Below are 23,134 nucleotides of genomic sequence, written 5' to 3' on the forward strand. Positions count from 1 at the left end.
TCCCGTCTCGACAGGCTCGACGAACGGGCTTCTACAGCGACTCGCCCACCGTGATCGCCTCGGCCTCGACGAGCGGGCTCTCCTCGTGGGCGGAGTCGACCCGGCGCAGGGCCTTGCGGCCGAGGAACGCGATCAGCACGGCGACCAGCACTGATGCGGCTCCCGCGTACATGGGTGCGCTCGGCGAGATCGCGTCCGCGAGGGCGGCGGCACCGGGAGGGGCGAACGCACCACCGAGGAAGCGCACCGCGGAATACGACGACGACGCCACCGATCGGGGCAGGTCGCTCGCCTCCATCACGCTCTCGGTCAGCACCGTGTTCACGATTCCGAGCATGAGCCCGCCGATGACGATGCACACGATGAGTCCGGCCTGCGAGTCGATCACGATGCCGCCAGCGATCAGGTCGAGCGCGAGGATCGTGAGCACCAGCTTGAGCACGCTCGTGCGCTTCATGCGCTTCGTGAGCAGGGGCGCGACGAACACCGAGGTGAAGGCCACGGAGAGTCCCCACGCGAAGAAGGTGTAGCCGAGGCCCATCTCGTTCAGCCCGAGGGGGTAGGGCGTGTAGGCCAGCAGCACGAAGAAGCCGATGTTGTAGAACAGGGCGATTCCGGCGAGATAGCGGATGCCGGGCACCTTCATCGCGGTGAACGGCGCCGACAGCTTCGTGGGCGTGCGCTTGGCGGTCTTGTCCTCGCGCAGCAGCGTGACGATCGCGATGAATCCCACGGCCATGAGCACCGCGGTGCCGAAGAACGGACCGCGCCAGCTGATCGTGCCCAGCGTGCCGCCGAGCAGGGGGCCGACGGCGATGCCGACGCCGAGCGCGGCCTCGTAGAGCGTGATCGCCGCTCCGCTTCCTCCGCTGGCCGCGCCGACGATGGTGGACAGGGCGGTGGAGATGAAGAGCGCGTTGCCGAGCCCCCATCCGGCGCGGAAGCCGATGACGCCCTCGACGCTGCCCGCGAATCCGGCGAGCGCCGCGAACACGATGATCAGCGCGAGGCCGATGAGCAGCGTCTTCTTGGCGCCGATGCGGCTCGAGATCCAGCTCGTGATGAGCATGGCGAGGCCGGTGACGACGAGGTAGCTCGTGAACAGCAGCGAGGTCTCGGTGGGGCTGGCCTTCAGGCTCTTCGCGATGGCGGGCAGGATCGGGTCGACGAGGCCGATGCCCATGAACGCGATGACGCTGGCGAAGGCGACCGCCCAGACCGCGAGCGGCTGCTTGAGGATGGATCCGGTGTGGGGTGATGGAGAAGTTGGCACTGATCAACTATATAGCCTGGGCATGTAGTTTGCCCCCGGGCTGCGAAATGTGGCCGGAACATAGCCGCACTACCCTGTAGTGACCATGGAACTCGGCGTCTACGCAGTATTCGGCATCGCGGTCATCGTCGCGGTCGCGTACTTCTCCAAGCGCCTCGGAGTCGCCGCTCCCATCATTCTGGTGATCGTCGGCGTCGGAATCTCGTTCCTGCCCGGATTCCCCGAACTGCACATCGAGGGCGAGCTCGTGCTCGACGTGGTGCTGCCGCCCATCCTCTATGCGGCGGCCATCAGCGTGCCCGTCGTCGACTTCAGACGCAACTTCAGCACCATCACGAGCCTCTCGGTCGTGCTCGTCATCGTCACCGCCTTCGGCTCGGGCTTCCTCCTCTTCACGATGCTGCCCGACCTCAACCTGGCCGCGGCCATCGCCCTCGGCGCCATCATCAGCCCTCCCGACGCCGTCGCCGCGACATCCATCGGCCGTCGTCTGGGACTGCCCCCGCGCATCCTGACCGTGCTCGAGGGCGAGGGTCTCGTGAACGACGCGACCGCCCTGGTGCTGCTTCGGTCGGCCACCGCCGCCGCCGCGGGCGGCCTGCTCTCTCCGTGGGAGACCATCGGCGACTTCCTCTTCGCGGTCTTCGTGGCGATCGTGATCGGCCTGCTCGCCGGCCTGGTCTCGGTGTTCGTGCGAACCAAACTCAACGACCCCGTGCTCGACACCGCGATCTCCATCGCCGTGCCGTTCCTGGCGTTCCTTCCCACCCAGGCGCTCGGCGCATCCGGCGTTCTCGCGGTGGTGGTCGCCGGCCTCTACACCGGGCACCACGCGCCGTCGGCATTCTCGGCGCAGGCACGAATCAGCGACCGCATCAACTGGCGCACGATCCAGTTCCTGCTCGAGAACGGCGTGTTCCTGCTGATCGGGCTCGAGATCCGCACGCTCATCAACGACGTCGAGAACCCCGAGGTGCTCAGCGTGACGGATGCCATCGGGCTCGGTCTCATCGCCGTCGTCGCGTTGACGCTCGTGCGCTTCCTCTGGATCGGCCCCCTCGTGTATCTGCTGAAGAGACGCGCGGAACACGCCGAGAAGCTCACCTACAAGAACCTGCTCGCGCTCTATCACTATCGAAAGACACCCCACCGAGGCGTCTGGACGGCGCGGCGACGCCTGCGGGAAGAGCGCATGTACCAGCGCAGGCGCAGCGACCTCGAGCAGCTGCGCCGCGAGAGCATCGACTGGCGCGGAGGCATCGTGCTGAGCTGGTCGGGCATGCGCGGCGTGGTCACCCTGGCGGCAGCGCAGTCGCTGCCCGACTCCATTCCGTACCGCGAACAGCTGATCCTCATCGCGTTCACCGTCGCCGTGGTGACCCTGATCGTGCAGGGCGGCACTCTGCCCTGGCTCATCCGCCTGCTCGGAATCCAGGGCGTCGACGAGGCGGAGGACCGGCGCGAGCTCGCCACCCTGCTCGATGAGATCAGCTTTGCCGGCCTGGCCGTGCTCGACGACCCCGCGGCGGCCACCGACAGTACGAACGACGTCGACCCCGACGTGGTGGAGCGCGTTCGCCAGTCGTCGTTCCTCAGGGCCGAAGCCGCCTGGGAACGCTCGCACGAGGCGTCGCCCACCTATTCGGGTGACGGCGAGACGCCCCACCGCGTCTACCGGCAGCTGCGGTTGGCCGTGGTGCTCGCCGAACGCGAACGGCTTCTGGATGCGCGGCGCCGGGGCGCATACCCCTCGCGGATCCTCGCCCAGGCCCAGGCGATGCTCGACGTCGAGGAGACTAGGCTGAGGCCCCGCGCGTCGGACCACTGATCGCCCTTCCGCCTTACGCCCTCCGGAGATGACCGCGTGATCGATCTGACTGCAGAAGACCTCTCGTTCGACGAGCTGGTCGACCGAGCCCGTGGCCTCGCCACCCCCGGCCGGCGCCACATCTTGGGCCTGACGGGGGCTCCGGGTGCAGGCAAGTCGACCGTGGCCGGTCAGCTGATCGACGCTCTCGGCCCCGCCCTCGCTGAGCTGGTGCCCATGGACGGCTTCCACCTCGCCGACGAGGTGCTGCGCGCGCTGGGGCGCCGCGATCGCAAGGGCGCGCACGACACCTTCGATGCGGGCGGCTACGCGGGCCTGATGAGCCGCATCCGCGATCAGCGGCGGCCGAATGCTGATGACGTCGGTGACGACGACGGGATCGTCTACGCCCCGCGGTTCCTGCGCGAGATCGAGGAGCCGATCGGGTCATCGATTCCGATCCACCCGGAGACCCCGCTCATCATCACCGAGGGCAACTACCTGCTGCTCGAGAGCGGAGCCTGGCCCCGGGCGCGGGCCGCGATCGACCAGGTCTGGTTCCTGGCTCCGCGCGAATCGGTGCGACAGGACAGGCTGATCAGGCGACACGAAGCCTATGGAAAGACCCGCGCCGAAGCCGAGCTCTGGGCGCTCGGCAGCGATCAACGCAACGCCGAGGCGATCGCGGCCACGGCATCCAGGGCAGACGCGATCCTGCGACTCATCTGAAGGGCGCCGCCCTCAGGCCGGCTCTGGTCACCGCTTTCTGAACGCAGCCAGAATCGCCGCGGTGTCGTCGAACACCCGCGTCGCGCCGGCATCCGTCAGTTCGTCGGCGCCGAACCCGCCGGTGCGCACGCCGATCGACCGCACGCCCGCGCGCTCCGCCGCCACCATGTCCCACACGGCGTCGCCCACGAACAGCGCCTCGGATGCCTGCACCCCGGCCCGCTCGAGCGCCACGTTCACGATGTCGGGCTCGGGCTTCGCAGTGTCGACGTCGTCTGACGAGGTCGTCGCGTGCAGGGCGTCGTCGGAGTCGAGCACGCCCGTGAGAACGTGGAGCTCGTCCTCGGGCGCACTCGTCGCGAGCACGACCCTGATGCCCGCGTCCGCGAGCGCGTGAAGCAGCTCGACGGCTCCGGGAAGAGGAATCAGCCGGTCGTACATGTCGCCGTAGAGATCGGCGTGCAGCTGCTTCGCGCGGCTTCCGAGCTCGTCGGCGTCGTCGCCGAGCAGGGTCTCGACCAGTCGAGCGCTGTCGAGTCCGATCGAACGATGGATGCGCCAGGCCTCGACGGGGTGACCGACCTTCTCGAAGGCCCGGCTCCAGGCATCCACATGCAGGTAGTTGGAGTCGACGAGGGTTCCGTCGATGTCGAACAGCACCGCCTTCGGCATCGGAGACCAGGTCTCGGGCTCGTTCTCAGCGGTGCGGGTGGTGTCGTCGAAGCTCTCGCCGGTGGCCATCGTGTCCTCTCGGTTGGTGTGAAGTCGGCCACGTTAGTCCTCCCGCCGGGATGCGCTCGACCCCCTTGCGCTCGAGCGAGGTGCAGCAAAGCGCCCTTCGATGACTGCCCGATGGGCGCTTTACTGCACCTCAATTCAACGAAGCTCGACCGGGCAGGACGGGCCTGTGGATGGATTCCGCGACGCTTCGCCGATCCGGTGCAATGTGGTGGCGTGATCAGACGCAAGCCGCTGCCTCCCCCGGTCGTCGGTCGCGCCTTCTCGACCCGCGAGGCGCTGTCGCTCGGGGCGTCGTCGAAGCAGCTCAGGGCCTCGGATCTGCAGGCACCCTTCCACGGGGCTCGCCTGCCGGCCGGAACGACTGCGCTTCGAGACCGCTGCATGGCCCTGCAGGCCGTAGCCACCCCGACCCTGTTCATCAGTCACTCGACGGCAGCTCGGCTCTACGGTGTGCCACTGCCCTGGCGACTCCAAAGAGATTCCGCAATCCACGCAACCGTGGCGAAACCGGCCCGCGCACCCCAACGCCCCGGCGTCATCGGACACTCATGGACGCCCGGCGCGCACTACGCACCCTGGCTCGACTCCCGCGGACTGCGCATCTCCCGGGCGGCACGCATCTGGCTCGACCTCGCGAGCCAGCTCGATCTCGTCGAGCTCGTGATCGCGGGCGACTACCTGCTGCGCGGCTTTCGACAGCCGAACGGCCGACGAACCCCCTTCGTCACGATGAACCAGTTGCGCGACGAGGCGGCGAGCAACCCGGCGCGGCGACACGGGCGGCTCATCTCGGCAGCGCTCGATCTCATCCGCGAGCGCGTCGACTCCCCCTACGAGACCCGCCTCCGACTGATCGTGCAGAGCGCGGGCTTTCCCGATCCCATCGTGAACGAACCGATTCTGGATGCCCGGGGCGACACGATCGCGCAGCCAGACCTGCGAATACCCGGCTTCAACGTGGGTCTCGAGTACCAGGGCGACGGCCATCGAACGAACAGGTCGCAATGGCAGCGCGACGTGGTGAGGCGCAGGGAGCTCGACGCCATCAAGTGGAAGACGATCGAGGCGGTCGCTCTTGACATCCGCAACCCGGGCCACCTGCTGCACACCCTCGAGCAGGAACTCCGCGAGCGCGGCTGGACGGGCACCCCCACGTGGCCGACCCTCGGTATCGAGACCTGACGCGACAACAAAGACGCGCCGAACGCAACGCCCGTGCGCGGCCCGTGCGCCACACTGGAAAGGTGACCCCTTCGACTGACACCGCCACTCCCCTGCGCCTTCACGACCTCGACTACCGCGGGTTCGCGTCCGACAACTACGCCGGCGTGCACCCCGAGGTGCTCGCCGCCGTCGCCGCGGCCAACGGCGGCCACCAGATCGCCTACGGAGAAGACCTCTACACGGCCCGCCTGCAGCACGTGATGGCCGAGCACTTCGGCGACGGCGTCGAGGCGTTCCCCGTATTCAACGGCACGGGCGCCAACGTTTTGAGCCTGCAATCGATGCTGCCCCGCTGGGGTGCGGTGATCTGCACGCAGACCGCTCACATCCACACCGACGAGAACGCGGCGCCCGAACGCGTTGCGGGCCTGAAGCTGCTCACCGTTCCGACGCCGGACGGCAAGCTCACACCCGAACTCATCGACCGCGAGGCCTGGGGCTGGGGCGACGAGCACCGCGCGCAGCCGCTCGCCGTGTCGATCACGCAGACCACCGAGCTCGGCACCGCGTACACGCCCGACGAGGTCCGAGCGATCGCCGACCACGTGCACTCCCGCGGCATGACCCTGCACATGGACGGCGCGCGCATCTCCAACGCCGCCGCCTACCTCGGCGTGCCGCTTCGGGCGTTCACTTCCGACGCCGGAGTGGACCTCCTCTCGTTCGGCGGCACGAAGAACGGGCTCATGTTCGGTGAGGCGGTCGTGGTGCTCAACCCGAAAGCATCCGAGGGCCTCACGTACCTGCGCAAGCTGAACATGCAGCTGTCGAGCAAGATGCGCTTCGTCTCGGCCCAGCTCATCGCGCTCCTCAGCGACGGGCTCTGGATGCGCTCCGCCTCGCAGGCCAACGCGATGGCCCAACGGCTGCGGCAGGCCGTCGAGGGGCTGGACGGCGTGACGATCACCCAGCACACGCAGTCCAACGCTGTCTTCGCGATCGTGGCTTCGGAGATCGCGGACCGGCTCCGCGAGAGCTTCCGCTTCTACGACTGGGATCCCTCGACGGGGGAGGTTCGCTGGATGTGCGCCTTCGACACCACGGAGGCCGACGTCGACGCGTTCGCAGGGCGCCTGCGTGAGTTGCTCGCCGAGCGCTGAGCACCGCACCCTGAGCCTGTCGAAGGGGACCGTCTCGACAAGCTCGACGAACGGGAATAGTGGGGACATCTATGCGTTTGCATAGCTAGGCAATGGATGCCGGGCCGCGCATCCGCCATTTGAGGAGGGTGCGAAGAATCACACCCTAAGGAACTCCCTCATGACCCTCACCACGACCACAGCCGTGACCCGCGCCGACGAGACCAGCGCTCCGATCCTCGAGGTGCTCGCCGCCCGGTGGAGCCCGCGCTCGTACGACCCGACCGTCGCGATCGACGAGCAGGCACTCGCATCCGTTCTCGAGGCCGGCCGCTGGTCGCCGTCGATGGCCAACACGCAGCCGTGGCGCTTCATCGTCGCCCGCCGCGGAACCGCCGCGTTCGACGCGATCGTCTCGAACCTCATGGGCTTCAACCAGGCCTGGACCCCCAACGCCGCCGTGCTCATCGTGAACATCGCCGAGACCACGGACCCCGATGGCAAGCCGCGCGGCATGGCCGCCTACGACCTCGGCCAGGCCGTTGCCCACATGTCGGTGCAGGCGCACCACGAGGGCCTGCACGTTCACCAGATGAGCGGCATCGTCGCTGAGGGACTGCGCGATGCGTTCTCGATTCCCGAGAACCTCACCGCCCTCACGGTGACCGCCCTCGGCACGATCGACACCCCCGAGGCACTCGGCGAAGAGGGCGCGATCGCCCGCGAGAAGGCTCCGCGCGAGCGCTTCCCCCTCGACGAGATCGTTCTCGTCAACGAGTAGCAGGCCCCGTTCCCTGAGCTCGTCGAAGGGAGGCCCTTCGACGAGCTCAGGGGCCGGCCGCTACTCCTTCGTGCTGTCGATTCCCGGTCGCTCCGCGACCACCGGGAACGGACCGGTGTGGCCCTCGCGCGCGGCCGCGATCGCCTGGATGCGGTCGCGGCTGGCGTACCAGCCGATGATCAGCAGCGGAATGATCACGACGAGCGATGAGATCGTGATCGTTCCGACCGGGAAGTCGATGGCCATGAGCACCAGCACCGTCGCGAGGAACGCAAGCGTGAGCCACGAGGTGAACGGCGCCCCGAACAGGCGGAACGACGGGCGCTCCAGCCGGCCCTCCTTCGCCCACTTCTGCAGCCGCATCTGACACAGGATGATCGTGCCCCAGCCGCTGATGATTCCGAGCGCCGACACGTTGAGAACGATCTCGAACGCCTGCTCGGGCACGATCGCGTTGAGGCCCACGCCCAGCAAGGTGATGGCAGCGGTGAGCAGGATTCCGCCGTACGGCACCCCCGACGCGTTCATGCGCCCGGTGAACTTCGGCGCAGCTCCCGCCACCGACATCGAACGCAGGATGCGACCGGTCGAGTAGAGCCCGGCGTTCAGGCTCGACAGGGCAGCCGTCAGAACGACGAAGTTCATGATGTTGCCGGCAATCGACCCGACCTCGGGACTGCCGATGCTCGAGAAGAACGTGACGAAGGGACTCTCGCCCGCCTTGTACGCGGTGTACGGCAGCAGCAGCGACAGCAGCAGGACCGAGCCCACGTAGAAGACGGCGATGCGGATGACGACGGTGTTGACCGCGCGGGGCATGATCTTCTTCGGATCGGCCGTCTCTCCCGCCGCGGTGCCGACGAGCTCGATGGCCGCGTAGGCGAACACCACGCCCTGAACCACCAGCACGGTCGGCACGAGGCCGGCGGGGAAGAAGCCGCCGTTGTCGACGAGCAGCGAGATCCCCGTCTCGCCGTTGCCGACATCCGTAGGGAAGGAGAACGCGAGGAAGATCGCGCCGATGATGAGGAACGCCACAAGTGCAACGACCTTGATGATCGCGAACCAGAACTCCATCTCGCCGAAGACCTTCACCGAGACGAGGTTGAGGCTCAGCACGATCGCGAGGGCGATGAGCGCGAGCAGCCACTGCGGCACGTCGGTGAACGCCGACCAGAACTTCACATACAGGGCCACGGCGGTCACGTCGACAATGGCGGTCATGGCCCAGTTGAGGAAGTACATCCACCCGGCGACGAAGGCCATCTTCTCGCCGTAGAACTCGCGGGCGTACGAGATGAACGAACCGGATGACGGCCGGTGCAGCACGAGTTCCCCGAGGGCCCGCAGGATGAGGAAGGCGAAGAGACCGCAGATCGCGTAGACGATCACGAGCGACGGGCCGGCCGACGCGAGCCGCCCTCCGGCACCGAGGAAGAGTCCTGTTCCGATGGCGCCGCCGATGGCGATCATCTGCAGCTGCCTCGGCTTGAGGGTCTTGTGATAGCCCTCCTGCTCATGCGAGAAGTCCTGCACGCTCGTGAGCTCGTCGCCGAGGTCCTCCCGGTTGCGAGCCGCGGCGAGGCGCCGGTCTCGGGGCGTGGGCGTGTCGGACGGGTTCACGGATGGCTCTGACTTCGTCATGGAATGCCTCGTTTCGGTCGACGTCTGCTGACTCGCAGAAAGAGAGCCTAGACCCGAAAGGGGGCCACCCGACGACGGGTGGCCCCCTTTTTTACACGGCCGAAACGATGGGCGAGGCGCTAGGCGTTGTTGCCCTCCGCGGTAACTGTGAGCCCTTCGCCGTCGTCGTCGAGGTCGACCCGAACGGTGTCGCCGTCGCGCACTGTTCCGCGCAGGATCTCCGTCGCGAGGCGGTCGTCGATCTCGTGCTGCATGAGACGACGCAGTGGACGCGCCCCGTAGATCGGGTCGTAACCCTTCTCGGCGAGCCAGGCACGGGCATCCGGTGTGACGGCGAGCTCGAGCCGGCGGTCGCCGATGCGGCGAGCCAGCCGATCGACATACAGCGAGACGATCTGCGCGAGGTCTTCGCGGGTGAGCGCCTGGAACACGACGATGTCGTCGAGCCGGTTCACGAACTCGGGCTTGAAGGCCTGGCGCACCAGGGCCTGCACGGCCTCCTCCTTCTGCTCGGTGGTCAGCGAGCCGTCGACGAGGTACTGCGACCCCAGGTTCGACGTGAGGATGAGGATCGTGTTGCGGAAGTCGACCGTGCGGCCCTGCCCGTCGGTGAGTCGACCGTCGTCGAGCACCTGGAGCAGCACGTCGAAGACCTCGGGGTGCGCCTTCTCGACCTCGTCGAGCAGCACGACCGAGTACGGACGACGGCGCACGGCCTCGGTGAGCTGGCCTCCCTGCTCGTAGCCGATGTATCCGGGAGGGGCACCGAGCAGACGCGCAACGGAGTGCTTCTCGCCGTACTCCGACATGTCGATGCGGATGAGCGCCTTCTCGTCGTCGAAGAGGAAGTCGGCGAGCGCCTTCGCGAGCTCGGTCTTGCCGACGCCGGTCGGGCCGAGGAACATGAACGACCCGGTGGGCCGATCGGGGTCGGCGATGCCCGCCCGCGAGCGCCGGATCGACTCCGACACCGCCACGACGGCGCGCTTCTGCCCGATGAGTCTCTTGCCGAGCTCGCCCTCGAGGCCGAGCAGCCGCTCGGTCTGGCCCTGGGTGAGCCGGTCGACGGGAATGCCGGTCCAGGCGGCGATCACGCTCGCGATGTCGTCGCTGGTGACCTGGTCGTTGACCATCAGGGGGCCGTCCTGTTCGACGGCCTCGGCCTCGGCGAGCTGCCGTTCGAGCACGGGGATGTCGGCGTAGAGCAGCTTCGAGGCCTGCTCGAGCTTGCCCTCGCGCTGGGCGCGCTCGGCCTTCATGCGTGCGGCGTCGAGCTTCTCCTTGAGCTCGCCGACGCGGTTGAGGCTCGCACGCTCCCGCTCCCACCGGTCTTGCAGCTCCTTGAGGGCTGCGCCGCGGGTCTTGAGGTCTTCGCGCAGCTTCTCGAGCCGCTGCTTCGACGCGTCGTCCTTCTCTTTCTTCAGCGCGAGCTCCTCGAGCTTCAGCCGGTCGACGCTGCGCCGCAGCTCGTCGATCTCGACGGGGGCCGAGTCGATCTCCATACGCAGGCGCGAGGCGGCCTCGTCGATCAGGTCGATGGCCTTGTCGGGCAGCTGCCGGCCCGGAATGTAGCGGTTCGACAGCGCGGCGGCCGCGACGAGGGCGGAGTCGGCGATGGAGACCTTGTGGTGCGCTTCGTAGCGCTCCTTCAGCCCGCGCAGGATTGCGATCGTGTCTTCGACGCTGGGCTCGCCCACCAGCACCTGCTGGAAGCGACGCTCCATCGCCTTGTCCTTCTCGATGTACTCGCGGTACTCGTCGAGCGTGGTGGCGCCGATCATGCGCAGCTCGCCTCGGGCGAGCATGGGCTTGAGCATGTTGGATGCCGCCACGCTGCCCTCGCCGGCACCCGCACCCATGAGGGTGTGCAGCTCGTCGATGAAGGTGATGATCTGCCCGTCGGCGTCGTTGATCTCCTTGAGCACGGCCTTCAGGCGCTCCTCGAACTCGCCGCGGTACTTCGCGCCCGCGACCAGGGCAGCGAGGTCGAGCGAGATGAGCTGCTTGCCCTTGAGCGAGTCTGCGACGTCGCCCGCGACGATGCGCTGGGCGAGCCCCTCGACGACGGCGGTCTTGCCGACGCCGGGCTCGCCGATGAGCACGGGGTTGTTCTTGGTGCGTCGCGTCAGCACCTGGCTGACTCGGCGGATCTCGGCATCGCGCCCGATCACCGGGTCGAGCTTGCCGCTCGCGGCGATCTCGGTGAGATTGACGCCGTACAGTTCGAGGGCGCTCTTCGCGTCCTCCTGAGCGGGGGCCTGCCCTGCCTGCATTGTGTCTGTCCTTCTATTTATCGTGGGGCTGGCCGACCGGCTGCCTCAAAACTTGAGCCTTGCTGGCTCAACTTTACTCTCAACGCTACGGATGCGCCAGAGCATTCCCGCACAAGCACCGCCGGACACGACATGGATCGCGAACTGACCGTCGCGCGGCGTTGAGTGGTGTCATTTCGCCCTTCGCAGAGCGCCGGAAGGGCACAACGCTGCCACTCAACTGGCGCTGCCGCCGCCTTCTGTCACCTCTGGTCGCTCAGCAGAATCGGGTAAGCCTCCGGTGTCGGCGGTGCGTGGGAGCATGGACGCATGCCCGAGTCGATCTTTCCGCTCGTCGATGCGACGGAGATCACCCGGCTCGTCGGCCGCAACGCGTTCGAGCGCGGGCAGGCCTACTTCCGCCAGGGCGCCGTGGTCGACGTCTCGTGGAACGCCGACACCCGGGTGATCAGCGCCTTCGTGCAGGGCAGCGCGCCCGAGCCCTACGCGTGCTCGGTCACCCTCGGCACGACCGGCCGCGGCTTCCGTCCGATCTTCAGCATGTGCGACTGCCCCGTCGGCATCGACTGCAAGCACGTGGCCGCCGCACTCGTCGACACCAACGCGCGCGCCATGAAGCCACTGGTGGCGTCGCCCGCCCGGCCCGAGGCATCCGTCGCCGCCGATTGGAAGAGCGTTCTCGGCACGGCCGTCGGCATCGCGGGAGCGGGTGCCGACGCCGACACGGGCGCGAGCGCCGAGATCGACAGCCCCGGCTCCGTGCCCATGGCCCTGCAGTTCGAGCTGCGTGAGCGGGCGACCCGCACGCACGACCGGTGGCGTGGTCCCACCTCCACGTCGGCGTCGCCGCGGTCGTCGCCCGCGGTGGCCGCGACCCGCCGGCTCGGCGTGCGGCCCGTGGTGCGCAGCGCATCCACCGGGGCCTGGGTGCGCAACAACCTCACCTGGGGCACCTTCATGCATCAGGCCAACCGCATGAACCTCGACCCCGCGCAGCACCGCTGGTTCGCCGAGTTCGCTGCCGTGCAGCGCGCGAGCCGGGCCACGTACACGGGTCAAGACCTCGACTGGATCTACCTCGACGAGTTCGCCAGCCCCCTGCTCTGGCACCTGCTCGACGAGGCCGAGCGGCTCGGCATCGCGCTCGTCGGGGTGAAGAAAGACGCGTCGGTCGCGGTCGCCCGTCGGGCGAGCGTGGGTCTGGATGCCTCGGCCGGCGACTCGGGCGACCTCACGCTGGCCACGTCGATCGACTTCGACGGCGCCGAGGTGGCGGCCGAGTCCGTGGGGCCGATCGGCACGCACGGGCTCTACTCCTATGCGCTCAGTCCGCGGTTCAGCGTGGCCCTCGCGCCCCTCGAATCGCCGCTCGCCGACGAGCAGCGCCGCCTGGTCTTCGACACGGCCTCGCGCGCAATCGAGGTGCCGAAGAACGAGGTCCCCGAGTTCCTCGCCGACTACTACCCTCGGCTGCGCCGCCTGCTGCCCGTCACCAGCACCGACGAGTCGGTCGCCCTTCCCGAGCAGGCGAAGGCCACGCTCGTGCTCACGGCCACCTTCGAGCCGAAGGGTCGCCTGCGCATCTCGTGGGGGTGGCGCTACGGCGGCGAGCGGCTGCTCCCCCTTCAGTCGACCGGGGCCGACAGGGCGCTGCGCGACGACGCCGCAGAAGATCGCATCCTGTCTCTGCTGTCGCACACCCTCACGGCGCGCGGGTGGGGAGGGGCCGACCCGAGCGTGGCCTTCGCGAGCCGCAACGTGTTCGACGGGGTCGACGCGGCCCAGTTCGTGGTCGAGGTCATCGACCAGATCGACGGCCGCGACGACGTGGTGGTCGAGACCGTGGGCACTCGACCCGACTACGTCGAGCTCACCGAGGCGCCGGAGCTCACCGTCACCACGGTCGAGACCGACAAGCGAGACTGGTTCGACCTCGGCATCATGGTCACCGTCGAGGGGCGCACCATCCCGTTCGGGCCGCTCTTCACCGCCCTCTCGAAGGGCAAGAAGAAGCTGAAGCTGGTCGACAACAGCTACATCTCGCTCGAGCAGCCTGTATTCGAGAGACTGCTCGAACTCATCGAAGAGGCCCGCAGCATCGCAGAGTGGGAGACCGACGCTCCGCGCATCAGCCGCTACCAGGCCAGTCTCTGGGCCGACTTCGAAGACCTCGCCGAAGAAACCGTCGAGGCCACGAGCTGGCGCGCGGCCGTGTCGGGGCTCAACGCGGCAGACGGCGTCGACACCGTGGAGGTTCCCTCGACGGTGAAAGCCGAACTCCGGCCCTATCAGGTCGATGGATTCTCGTGGCTGGTCTTTCTGCACGCGCACTCGCTGGGCGGCATCCTCGCCGACGACATGGGGCTCGGCAAGACGCTGCAGACGCTGGCGCTCGTCGCGCACGCCCGGCAGCAGCCTGCCGCGGCCGACTCCGGAGAGACGCGCGCCCCGTTCCTCGTCGTCGCTCCGACCTCGGTCGTGTCGAACTGGGTCGCCGAGGCGCAGCGGTTCACGCCGCACCTCGTCGTGCGCTCCATCAGCGCCACCGAGGCGAAGAGCAAGAAGAAGGTGGCCGCGATCTCGGCCGGCGCCGACATAGTGGTCACGTCGTACGCCCTGTTCCGGCTCGACTTCGCGGCCTACAACTCGGGCCACTGGGCCGGGCTCATTCTCGACGAGGCGCAGTTCGCCAAGAACCACACCTCGCGCATCCACCAATGCGCCCGCGACTTGAAGGCTCCGTTCAAGCTGGCTATCACAGGCACGCCCATGGAGAACAACCTCCTCGAGCTGTGGTCCCTCTTCGCCATCACGGCGCCAGGGCTGTTCCCGTCGTCGCGCCGGTTCACCGAAGACTACGTTCGGCCCATCGATCGCGGCGAGAACCCGCAGCTGATCGCGCGGCTGCGCCGTCGCATCCGGCCCCTCATGATGAGACGCACCAAGCAGCTCGTCGCACCCGAACTGCCCGAGAAGCAGGAGCAGGAGCTGCAGATCGAGCTCGCGCCGAGCCACCGCAAGCTCTACGACGGGGTGCTGCAGCGCGAGCGGCAGAAGCTGCTGGGCCTCATCGACGACCTCGACAAGAACCGCTTCATCGTGTTCCGCTCGATCACCCTGCTGCGCATGCTCAGCCTCGACGCGTCGCTCATCGACGAGAAGTACGCGAACATCCCGTCGTCGAAGCTCGACTCGCTGATGGAGCAGCTCGACGACGTGGTGGCCGAGGGGCACCGCGCTCTCGTCTTCAGCCAGTTCACGACCTTCCTGCAGAAGGCGGCCGCACGACTCGACGCGCTCGGTGTGCCCTACGAATACCTCGACGGCTCGTCGCGCCGGCGAAAAGACATCATCGACCGATTCAAGCAGGGCGAGGCCCCGGTCTTTCTGATCAGCCTCAAGGCCGGCGGATTCGGGCTCAACCTCACCGAGGCCGACTACGTCTTCCTGCTCGACCCGTGGTGGAATCCCGCATCCGAATCGCAGGCCATCGACCGCACCCACCGCATCGGGCAGACCAAGAACGTGATGGTCTACCGACTGGTCGCAGAGGGCACGATCGAAGAGAAGGTCATGGCGCTCAAGGCCAAGAAGGCCGAGCTCACCGACGCGGTGCTCGACGACGAGGCCGCGTTCAGCCAGGCGCTCACGGCCGACGACATCCGGGGTCTGCTCGAGTCCTGAGGCGTGTTCCCCGTTTGAGCGCAGCTCACATTTGCCAGCTTTCACTCAGGGCGCCCCTGTACCGTCGCCCGGGTTGGAAAGCACCCCCGCCGATCGCGTCGTCGACCTGCGTACGGGAAGCATCCGCACGGGGGGAACCCGAATACCTGCCCGACGCTCTACAGATCCCTGAGGTACTAAAGCATGAGTGGACGACACTCAGCAGAATCCGCAGCCCTTGCACTCGCCGGGCAGCACCGTTCGACCTTCCAGGCTCCTACTCGGGCTGCCCTCGCGGCTGCTGCTCGGGAGTCGCGCACCTACAAGCCGACGGCGATCAAGCCGAAGAGCCGCGGCATCCGCAATCTCGCCCGAGCCGGCGTCTTCGTCGTCGCGGCGGGCATGGCCAGCGTCACCGCTCTGCCGGCCTACGCGATGATGCCCACGGGCACCAACCCCGTCGCCACCACGGTCAACGCCGGCCAGACCTTCGTCGACGAGACGGCGCCCGCCACGCAGACGATCGATGTCGACGCCGACAGCCAGGTCACTGCGCTGTCCGCCACCCGCGATTCGTACAACTCCACCGACATGTCGGTGCTGCAGGCCCAGCGCGACGCCGAGGCCGCCGCGGCCCAGGCCGCCGCCGATGCACTCGCCGCCGCTGCGGCAGCCGTCGAGGCCGCATCGACCCCGTCGACACCCTCCACCCCGTCGGCACCCAGAACCTTCGCCGCACCCCAGGGCGGCTACAGCGGCGAGGCCGTCGTGGCCTACGCCGAGCAGTTCGTGGGCGTCGTACCCTACGGCTGGGGCGCAGACCCCAACGACAGTTTCGGATGCGACGGGTTGACCCAGTACGTCTACGGCCAGTTCGGCATCTCCCTGCCCCGCGGCGTCGACCACCAGTCGGCGCTCGCCACGCAGATCTCCGAGAGCGAAGCTGTAGCCGGTGACCTCGTGGTCTGGCCCGGCGAGCACATCGGAATCTATGACGGCGCGGGAGGCGTGATCCACTCCCCCGACTTCGGTCGCTTCGTCGAGCACGCCCACAGCCTCTGGGGCAGCCCGGTCTTCTACCGCCTGTAGCCGCGTCCGGCCGCCGTCGAGCGCGGGTGTTTCCGCAGTGCGCGCCGGCTGAGCCCGCGCGCTCGGCGCGAAGTCCCGCGCTCGGCGCTTGCGACGAGGAGACCCCACGAGGCATCGTGGGGAGGTGACACACCCCGAGGATGCACCCCTCCGCTTCTCCGCCTCCTACGAGACGCCGCTCGATCCGCTCGAGGCGCTCGATGTCGTCGCCGCGTACGCATTCGACCGACGAGCGCACGTGTTCAACCGCACCGACCGGGTCATCCAGGTGCAGCTGGGCTCGGGTGGATACACGACGGCGCTTCCCTCCTCCCTGCCCATGAACCTCGACGTCGTCGTCACGCTCGAGGACGGCCATCCAACGCTCGTGGAACTGATCATGGCGAGCGACGACGGGCCTCTTCGGCGTTCGGCGGCGCTGTCCGCGGCCTACGCCGACCTCGCGGAGGACACCGTCGCGAGGCTCCAGCGGCGCTCTCGAGGAACAACCGTCTCCTGACTCTCCGCGAGCGCAGGTGGCATACTCGCTGCGTGCCCTCCTACCGGTTCTCCGCCGCCATCGGCGCGCTGCGCCCGGGCGTCGCGGCAGCGCGCCTGCTTCCCGAGCTCAGCGACGACGCACGCACGCTCGCAATCGTCGAGGCCTCCAGCATCGCGGTGGTCCGCGGCGAGGCGAGGGTCGTCATCCGCTTCACCGGCGACGACGATCCGGATGCGCGCAGCATCGCGCTCGGCATCTTCGGCCTGGCGGGCGAGCTGGCAGAGCTGAGCACGCCGGAACTCACCCGCAGGGTCGGCAACCGCTGGATCGCCGTCGCTGCGGAGTGACGCTGCGGAGCACGAGCGCCGAGTGATAACATTCGGAATCAAATCTTTACCGATTCGATCGCCGCGACGGCGCGGGCAGTGCCAGACTGGCCCCAGCCGCCCAGGTTGTTCCGCCACTCGACGCAGAGGATGAGATCCGTGTCCACGCCCACGCTCCAGAACTTCATCAACGGCCAGTTCGTCACGCCAGGGGGCTCCGAGCTGCTCGACATCGTGAATCCGGCCACCGGCGAGACCGTGGCCCAGGCGCCCGTCTCCACCGCCGACGATGTCGATGTCGCGATGAAGGCCGCGAAGGCCGCCTTCAAGCCCTGGGCGCGCCTCACTCCCGGCGCCCGCCAGCTCGCGCTGCTGAAGCTCGCCGACGCCATCGAGGCGAACGCCGACGCTCTCGTCGAAGCGCAGCACCGCAACACCGGCCAGCCCCGTGACACGATCCGCACAGACGAGGTCGAGGCCGGCGCCGATCAGATCCGCTTCTTCGCCGGAGCCGCCCGCCTGCTCGAGGGCAAGAGCGCCGGCGAGTACATCGAGGGCACGACCTCCTACGTTCGCCGCGAGCCCATCGGCGTGGTCGGCCAGGTCACCCCGTGGAACTTCCCCTTCCTCATGGCGATCTGGAAGATCGGACCCGCCCTCGCCACCGGCAACACCATCGTGCTGAAGCCCAGCGACACCACGCCCGAATCGACCCTCGAGCTCGCCCGCATCAGCCAGGGCATCCTGCCCGACGGCGTGCTCAACATCGTGCTCGGCAACGGGGCCACCGGCGCCGCGATCGTCGACCACCCCACCCCCGGCCTGGTCTCGATCACCGGATCGGTGCGCGCGGGAATGGCCGTCGCATCCGGTGCCGCCAAGACCCTGAAGCGCGCCCACCTCGAGCTCGGTGGCAAGGCGCCGGCCGTGGTCTTCGGCGACGTCGACGTGGCGAAGACCGCCGCGGCGATCGCCGACTTCTCGTTCTACAACGCCGGCCAGGACTGCACGGCGATCACCCGCGTGCTCGTGCACGAGTCCATTCACGACGAGCTCGTCGAGGCGCTGTCGAGCGAGGCGAAGGAGCGCAAGACCGGCAGCGCCGACGACAGCGAGAACTACTTCGGCCCGCTCAACAACATCAACCACTTCACCGACGTGGTGACGAAGGTGGAGTCGCTTCCCGACCACGCCGTCATCGCCACGGGCGGCCACCAGGTGGGCGACACCGGATTCTTCTTCGAGCCGACCGTCGTCACGAACGTGCTGCAGAGCGACGACATCGTTCAGGAGGAGACCTTCGGCCCCGTCATCACGGTGCAGAAGTTCAGCGACGAAGAGGAGGCGGTCGAGCTCGCCAACGACGTGCGCTACGCCCTGGCCTCGAGCGTGTGGACGAAAGACCACGCCACCGCGATGCGCGTCTCGCGCGACCTCGACTTCGGAGCCGTGTGGATCAACACGCACATCCTGCTGACGGCAGAGATGCCGCACGGCGGGTTCAAGTACTCGGGCTACGGCAAAGACCTGTCGATGTACGGCGTCGAGGACTACACGCGCATCAAACACGTGATGTCGTCGCTGGAGTAGCCCCATCGTTCCCTGAGCTTGTCGAAGGGAACCTCCACACGGCCCCTTCGACAAGCTCAGGGAACGACAAGCTCAGCGAACGACACAAGGACACCATGACCATCACGCATCGCCTGCCGCAGGAGCGGCGCATCACGGGCACGTTCCCGGGGCCCAAGTCGGCCGCCCTCACCGAGCGCCGCCGCAAGGCCGTATCGGCGGGCGTCTCGTCGCTCGTTCCTGTCTACGCAGCGGATGCCGATGGCGGGGTCGTCGTCGACGTCGACGGCAACTCGTTCATCGACCTGGGCGCCGGCATCGCGGTCACCAGCGTCGGAGCATCCAACCCGGCAGTCGCCGCTGCGGTCACCGAGCAGTCCACCCACTTCGCGCACACCTGTTTCACGATCACCCCCTACGAGGGCTACGTCGAGGTCGCCGAACTGCTGGCCGAGCTGACTCCCGGCGACCACGAGAAGCGCTCCGCACTCTTCAACTCGGGCGCCGAGGCGGTGGAGAACGCCATCAAGGTGGCCCGCCTGGCCACGGGTCGCAACGCGGTCGTCGCCTTCGACCACGCCTACCACGGGCGCACGAACCTCACGATGGCGCTCACCGCCAAGGCCATGCCCTACAAGACCAACTTCGGACCGTTCGCGCCCGAGGTCTACCGCATGCCCATGTCGTACCCGTTCCGCGACGAGCCGGGCCTCTCGGGCGTCGCCGCCGCGAACCGCGCCATCCTGGCCATCGAGAAGCAGCTGGGCGGCGACCAGGTCGCGGCCCTGATCATCGAGCCCATCCAGGGCGAGGGCGGCTTCATCGTGCCCGCTCCGGGCTTCCTGCCCACCCTGAGCGCTTGGGCCACGGCCAACGGCGTGGTCTTCATCGCCGATGAGGTGCAGACGGGCTTCGCCCGCACCGGCTCCTGGTTCGCCAGCGACGACGAGGGCATCGTGCCCGACCTCATGACCCTCGCCAAGGGCATCGCGGGCGGGCTTCCCCTGGCGGCCGTCGTCGGTCGCGCCGAGCTGATGGATGCCGTGCACGCCGGCGGCCTGGGAGGCACCTACGGGGGCAACCCGATCGCGTGTGCCGCGGCCGTCGCATCCATCGCCCAGATGCGCGAGCACGACTTGGCCGGCCGTGCGCGCCACATCGAGGAGATCGTTGTGCCGCGGCTGCGGGCGCTGGCCGACGACACCGGCGTGATCGGCGACGTGCGGGGCCGCGGCGCGATGCTCGCCATCGAATTCGTGCGGCCCGGCACCACAGAGCCGGATGCCGACATCACGAAACGCGTGGCCGCTGCGGCCCTCGAGGCGGGCGTCATCATCCTCACCTGCGGAACCTACGGAAACGTGATCCGCCTGCTCCCCTCGCTCGTCATCGACGACGCTCTCCTGCTCGAGGGGATCGGTGTGCTCGAAGACGCCGTCCGCTCACAGATCCGATAAAAGGAACCACGCCATGACCTTCCACCCGCTCGACCCGCTGAGCGCCGACGAGTTCCGCGCCGCATCCGCGATTCTGAAACGCGAGAAGGACGTCGGCCCGGGCTGGCGCTTCGCCTCGATCGAGATGATCGAACCGTCGAAGGCCGCGGTGAAGCAGTTCGAGGCCGACGGCACGGTTCCCGAGCGCCGGGCGCGCCTCGTGGTGCTGAACCGCGCCGAAAACGCGACGTACATCGCTGTCGTGTCGCTCGCATCCGATGCCCTGCTCGAGTGGACCCACGTGCCCGACGTGCAGGCGAACTTCACCGTCGACGAGTGGGAGGAGGCCGACGCGGCACTGCGCGCCAACCCTCAGGTCATCGCGGCACTCGCCAACCGCGGCATCACCGACCTCGAACTCGTCTTCATGGACACGTGGACCTACGGCGCCGCCGTGATCCCCGAGAAGTACAAGGGACGCCGCCTCGGCTGGAGCGACACCTGGGTGAAGTCGCAGCCCGGTGCCAACCCCTACGCCGGCCCAGTCAACGGCTTCCACTGCGTGATCGACGTGAACACCATGGAGCTGCTCGAGATCGAGGACACGTTCACGGTCGAGACGCCGCAGATCATGGGCGAGTACGTGCCGCACCTCATTCCCGAGCGCATCCGCGAGCACTACAAGCGCCCGCCGCTCAAGCCTCTCGACATCGTGCAGCCCGAGGGGCCCAGCTTCTCAGTCGACGGCAATCTCATCGAGTGGCAGAACTGGTCGCTTCGGGTGGGCTTCAACTACCGCGAGGGCATGACCCTGCACTCCATCTCCTACAAAGACGGCGACGAGGTGCGCTCCATCGCGAACCGCCTCTCGTTCTCCGAGATGGTGGTGCCCTACCGCGACCCGAGCGTCGACCACTTCCGCCGCACGGCCTTCGACATCGGCGAGTGGGGCCTCGGCTTCATGACCACATCGCTCGAACTCGGATGCGACTGCCTGGGTGAGATCCGCTACATCGACGCCGTGATGCACGACTCGAAAGGCGAGCCCTACGCGATCCCGAACGCGTTCTGCATCCACGAGGAGGACAACGCCGTTCTGTGGAAGCACGTCGACCACGACGCTGGCGCCGAGGTGCGCCGCATGCGCCGGCTCGTCGTCTCGTTCCACGTGACGGTCGCCAACTACGAGTACCTCGTCTACTGGCGCTTCTATCAAGACGGCAACATCGAGTGCGAGGTGCGCGCCACCGGCATCATGGTGGTCACCCACATCGACGAGGGCCAGGCGCACCCCAACGGAACGCTGGTCGACAACCGCACCTACGCGCCGTTCCACCAGCACTTCATCGTGGCCCGCATGGACCTCGACATCGACGGCACCGAGAACACGGTCTACCGCTCTGAGACCCAGATCGTGCCGATCTCCGACGAGAACCCGCATGGACTCGCGCTCGTGCAGGCGAACACCCCGATCGAGGTCGAGGGCCACGACGACTTCGACTGGAACACGCAGCGCGCCTGGAAGGTCGTGAACGAGAACAAGCGCAACACCATCGGAAACCAGGTGGCCTACAAGCTGGTTCCGGGCGGCGCCATCCCCTCGTTCTTCGCTCCGGGCTCGGCCGTGCTGGAGCGCGCCCAGGTGATCGGGCACACCGTGTGGGTCACGCCCAACGACGAGAACGAGCGCTGGCCGGCCGGCGAGTTCGTGAACCAGAGCTCGATCGACCACGGCCTGCCCGAGTGGATCGAGGCGGAGCGCCCCGTGCGCAACACCGACGTGGTGCTCTGGTACGTGTTCGGAATCCACCACATCACCCGCCAGGAGGACTGGCCGATCATGCCGAGCGACACCGTGTCGTTCTGGATGAAGCCGGTCTCGTTCTTCGACCGCAACCCCTCAATCGACGTGGAGCCGAGCCCCGGCGCTCACTGCGCCCCCGGGCACGACCACGGCGGACACGACCACGGCCACGATGGCCACGACCACCATGCGCCGAGCACCGATGGCGGCCTGACCCACGACCACTGATCCACCCGTTCCCTGAACACACCGTTCCCTGAGCCTGTCGAAGGGGCGACGTCGAGAGATTCCCTTCGACAAGCTCAGGGAACGGAATGCAGGCCCAGGGAACGAGAAGCAAGGAGCACCGAAGTGACCCGCACAGCGAACTACGTCGTGGCATACGAGGCCACCGAGCGAGGCCGCGAGGCCATCGAACTCGGCATCGCGCTCGCGCGGCTCACCGAGGCCGAGCTGCGCATCTGCCTCGTACTGCCGCAGAGCACCGCGGTGCCCGCGAAGGTGCCGGCATCCGCCGCCGATTTCGAGGGCATCATCGCCCAGCAGGCGCAGTTGTGGCTGGATGAGGCCATCCAGAATGTGCCCGCCGACGTGACGGCCACCACCCACGTGCTGTGGGCCGAGTCGACGTCGGAGGGCCTGATCGAGGCGGCAGAGGCATTCGACTCCGACCGCATCGTCGTGGGTGCCGCCCGATCGGGAATCCTCAAGCGCTTCTCGATCGGCAGCGTCGCGAATGCCCTGCTGCACGCCTCGCCGGTTCCCGTGGCGCTCGCACCTCGGGGCTATCGGGCGCCGGAGCGCATCAGCCGCATCACGTGCGCCATCGGAACCCGCCCCGGCTGGGAGGCCCTGCTCGACTCGATGGTGGCGATCTCCGAGGGCCTCGATGTGGAGCTGCGCTTCGTGACTCTGGTCGAGGTGGGGGCCGGCGAGTCCCGCCCGGTCTCGAGCGACGAGCACCTGCTGACCGTGCTCGACTACTTCTCCGAACGGGAGAAGACGGAGGGCATCCTGTCGACCGAGGTCGCGGAGGGTCCGAGCGTCGAGGCCGCGGTCGAGGCGCTCGGCTGGCGAGACGATGAGATCGCCTTCGTCGGATCGTCGAGGCTCGCCTCACCGAGTCGCATCTTCCTGGGCGCCACGGCGAACCGCATGCTGCACTCCCTGCCCGTTCCCCTCATCGTCGTTCCCAACGACGCCGACTAGCGCCGC

The 23,134-nt window shown here is 68.0% G+C and carries 17 protein-coding genes; 13 read left to right on the plus strand and 4 right to left on the minus strand.

Features of this window, described 5'->3' with window-relative positions:
• Positions 1-31: 31 nt before the first annotated feature.
• On the minus strand, positions 32-1,273 hold the full coding sequence (locus ASF06_RS07720; RefSeq protein ID WP_055945323.1) for an MFS transporter: 1,242 nt from the start codon (positions 1,271-1,273) through the stop codon (positions 32-34).
• 85 nt (positions 1,274-1,358) lie between these two features.
• Here ASF06_RS07720 and ASF06_RS07725 point away from each other — a divergent pair, with 85 nt between their 5' ends.
• Both ASF06_RS07725 and ASF06_RS07730 read left to right on the plus strand, forming a co-directional pair.
• Positions 1,359-3,101, plus strand: coding sequence for a cation:proton antiporter (locus tag ASF06_RS07725; RefSeq protein ID WP_055945324.1), 1,743 nt, complete (start codon positions 1,359-1,361; stop codon positions 3,099-3,101).
• A gap of 36 nt (positions 3,102-3,137) precedes the next feature.
• Positions 3,138-3,809, plus strand: coding sequence for a nucleoside/nucleotide kinase family protein (locus tag ASF06_RS07730; RefSeq protein ID WP_082500772.1), 672 nt, complete (start codon positions 3,138-3,140; stop codon positions 3,807-3,809).
• 27 nt (positions 3,810-3,836) lie between these two features.
• Here ASF06_RS07730 and ASF06_RS07735 read toward each other — a convergent pair whose 3' ends face one another.
• Positions 3,837-4,550, minus strand: a complete 714-nt coding sequence (locus ASF06_RS07735) for an HAD family hydrolase (protein WP_235500935.1) — start codon at positions 4,548-4,550, stop codon at positions 3,837-3,839.
• A gap of 213 nt (positions 4,551-4,763) precedes the next feature.
• Between ASF06_RS07735 and ASF06_RS07740 the strand changes: the two genes are divergently transcribed.
• The 3 genes from ASF06_RS07740 to ASF06_RS07750 all read left to right on the plus strand — a co-directional run bounded on the left by ASF06_RS07740 (position 4,764) and on the right by ASF06_RS07750 (position 7,634).
• Positions 4,764-5,732: a hypothetical protein gene (locus ASF06_RS07740; RefSeq protein WP_055945326.1), complete on the plus strand. Its 969-nt coding sequence runs from the start codon at positions 4,764-4,766 to the stop codon at positions 5,730-5,732.
• 62 nt (positions 5,733-5,794) lie between these two features.
• Positions 5,795-6,874 carry a threonine aldolase family protein gene (locus ASF06_RS07745; RefSeq protein WP_055945328.1) on the plus strand — a complete coding sequence of 360 codons (1,080 nt, stop codon included), beginning with the start codon at positions 5,795-5,797 and terminating at the stop codon, positions 6,872-6,874.
• Positions 6,875-7,034: 160 nt separating this feature from the next.
• Positions 7,035-7,634 carry a nitroreductase family protein gene (locus ASF06_RS07750; protein WP_055945329.1) on the plus strand — a complete coding sequence of 200 codons (600 nt, stop codon included), beginning with the start codon at positions 7,035-7,037 and terminating at the stop codon, positions 7,632-7,634.
• Positions 7,635-7,694: 60 nt separating this feature from the next.
• Here ASF06_RS07750 and ASF06_RS07755 read toward each other — a convergent pair whose 3' ends face one another.
• Both ASF06_RS07755 and ASF06_RS07760 read right to left on the minus strand, forming a co-directional pair.
• On the minus strand, positions 7,695-9,278 hold the full coding sequence (locus ASF06_RS07755; protein ID WP_082500773.1) for an amino acid permease: 1,584 nt from the start codon (positions 9,276-9,278) through the stop codon (positions 7,695-7,697).
• 119 nt (positions 9,279-9,397) lie between these two features.
• Complete coding sequence (locus tag ASF06_RS07760; protein ID WP_082500774.1) at positions 9,398-11,551, minus strand: ATP-dependent Clp protease ATP-binding subunit; 2,154 nt, start codon at positions 11,549-11,551, stop codon at positions 9,398-9,400.
• 309 nt (positions 11,552-11,860) lie between these two features.
• Here ASF06_RS07760 and ASF06_RS07765 point away from each other — a divergent pair, with 309 nt between their 5' ends.
• From ASF06_RS07765 to ASF06_RS07800, 8 genes are all read left to right on the plus strand, one after another.
• A complete protein-coding gene (locus tag ASF06_RS07765) occupies positions 11,861-15,235 on the plus strand; it encodes a DEAD/DEAH box helicase (protein ID WP_055945332.1) in 3,375 nt (1,124 codons plus the stop codon).
• Positions 15,236-15,418: 183 nt separating this feature from the next.
• Positions 15,419-16,303 carry a C40 family peptidase gene (locus ASF06_RS07770; RefSeq protein WP_055945334.1) on the plus strand — a complete coding sequence of 295 codons (885 nt, stop codon included), beginning with the start codon at positions 15,419-15,421 and terminating at the stop codon, positions 16,301-16,303.
• A 124-nt stretch (positions 16,304-16,427) separates the two neighbouring features.
• The gene (locus tag ASF06_RS07775) at positions 16,428-16,802 is read left to right on the plus strand and encodes a hypothetical protein (protein WP_055945336.1); all 375 of its coding nucleotides are present in this window, start codon (positions 16,428-16,430) and stop codon (positions 16,800-16,802) included.
• Positions 16,803-16,834: 32 nt separating this feature from the next.
• Complete coding sequence (locus ASF06_RS07780) at positions 16,835-17,131, plus strand: hypothetical protein (protein ID WP_055945337.1); 297 nt, start codon at positions 16,835-16,837, stop codon at positions 17,129-17,131.
• A 129-nt stretch (positions 17,132-17,260) separates the two neighbouring features.
• Complete coding sequence (locus ASF06_RS07785; protein WP_055945339.1) at positions 17,261-18,700, plus strand: gamma-aminobutyraldehyde dehydrogenase; 1,440 nt, start codon at positions 17,261-17,263, stop codon at positions 18,698-18,700.
• A gap of 95 nt (positions 18,701-18,795) precedes the next feature.
• A complete protein-coding gene (gene gabT / locus ASF06_RS07790) occupies positions 18,796-20,136 on the plus strand; it encodes a 4-aminobutyrate--2-oxoglutarate transaminase (RefSeq protein WP_055945341.1) in 1,341 nt (446 codons plus the stop codon).
• Positions 20,137-20,149: 13 nt separating this feature from the next.
• Positions 20,150-22,147, plus strand: a complete 1,998-nt coding sequence (locus tag ASF06_RS07795) for a primary-amine oxidase (protein ID WP_055945342.1) — start codon at positions 20,150-20,152, stop codon at positions 22,145-22,147.
• Between the two features lie 123 nt (positions 22,148-22,270).
• Complete coding sequence (locus ASF06_RS07800; RefSeq protein ID WP_055945344.1) at positions 22,271-23,128, plus strand: universal stress protein; 858 nt, start codon at positions 22,271-22,273, stop codon at positions 23,126-23,128.
• Positions 23,129-23,134 lie beyond the last annotated feature (6 nt).

The organism is Agreia sp. Leaf244, assembly GCF_001422695.1.
In the GTDB taxonomy this organism is placed as follows: Bacteria; Actinomycetota; Actinomycetes; order Actinomycetales; family Microbacteriaceae; genus Agreia.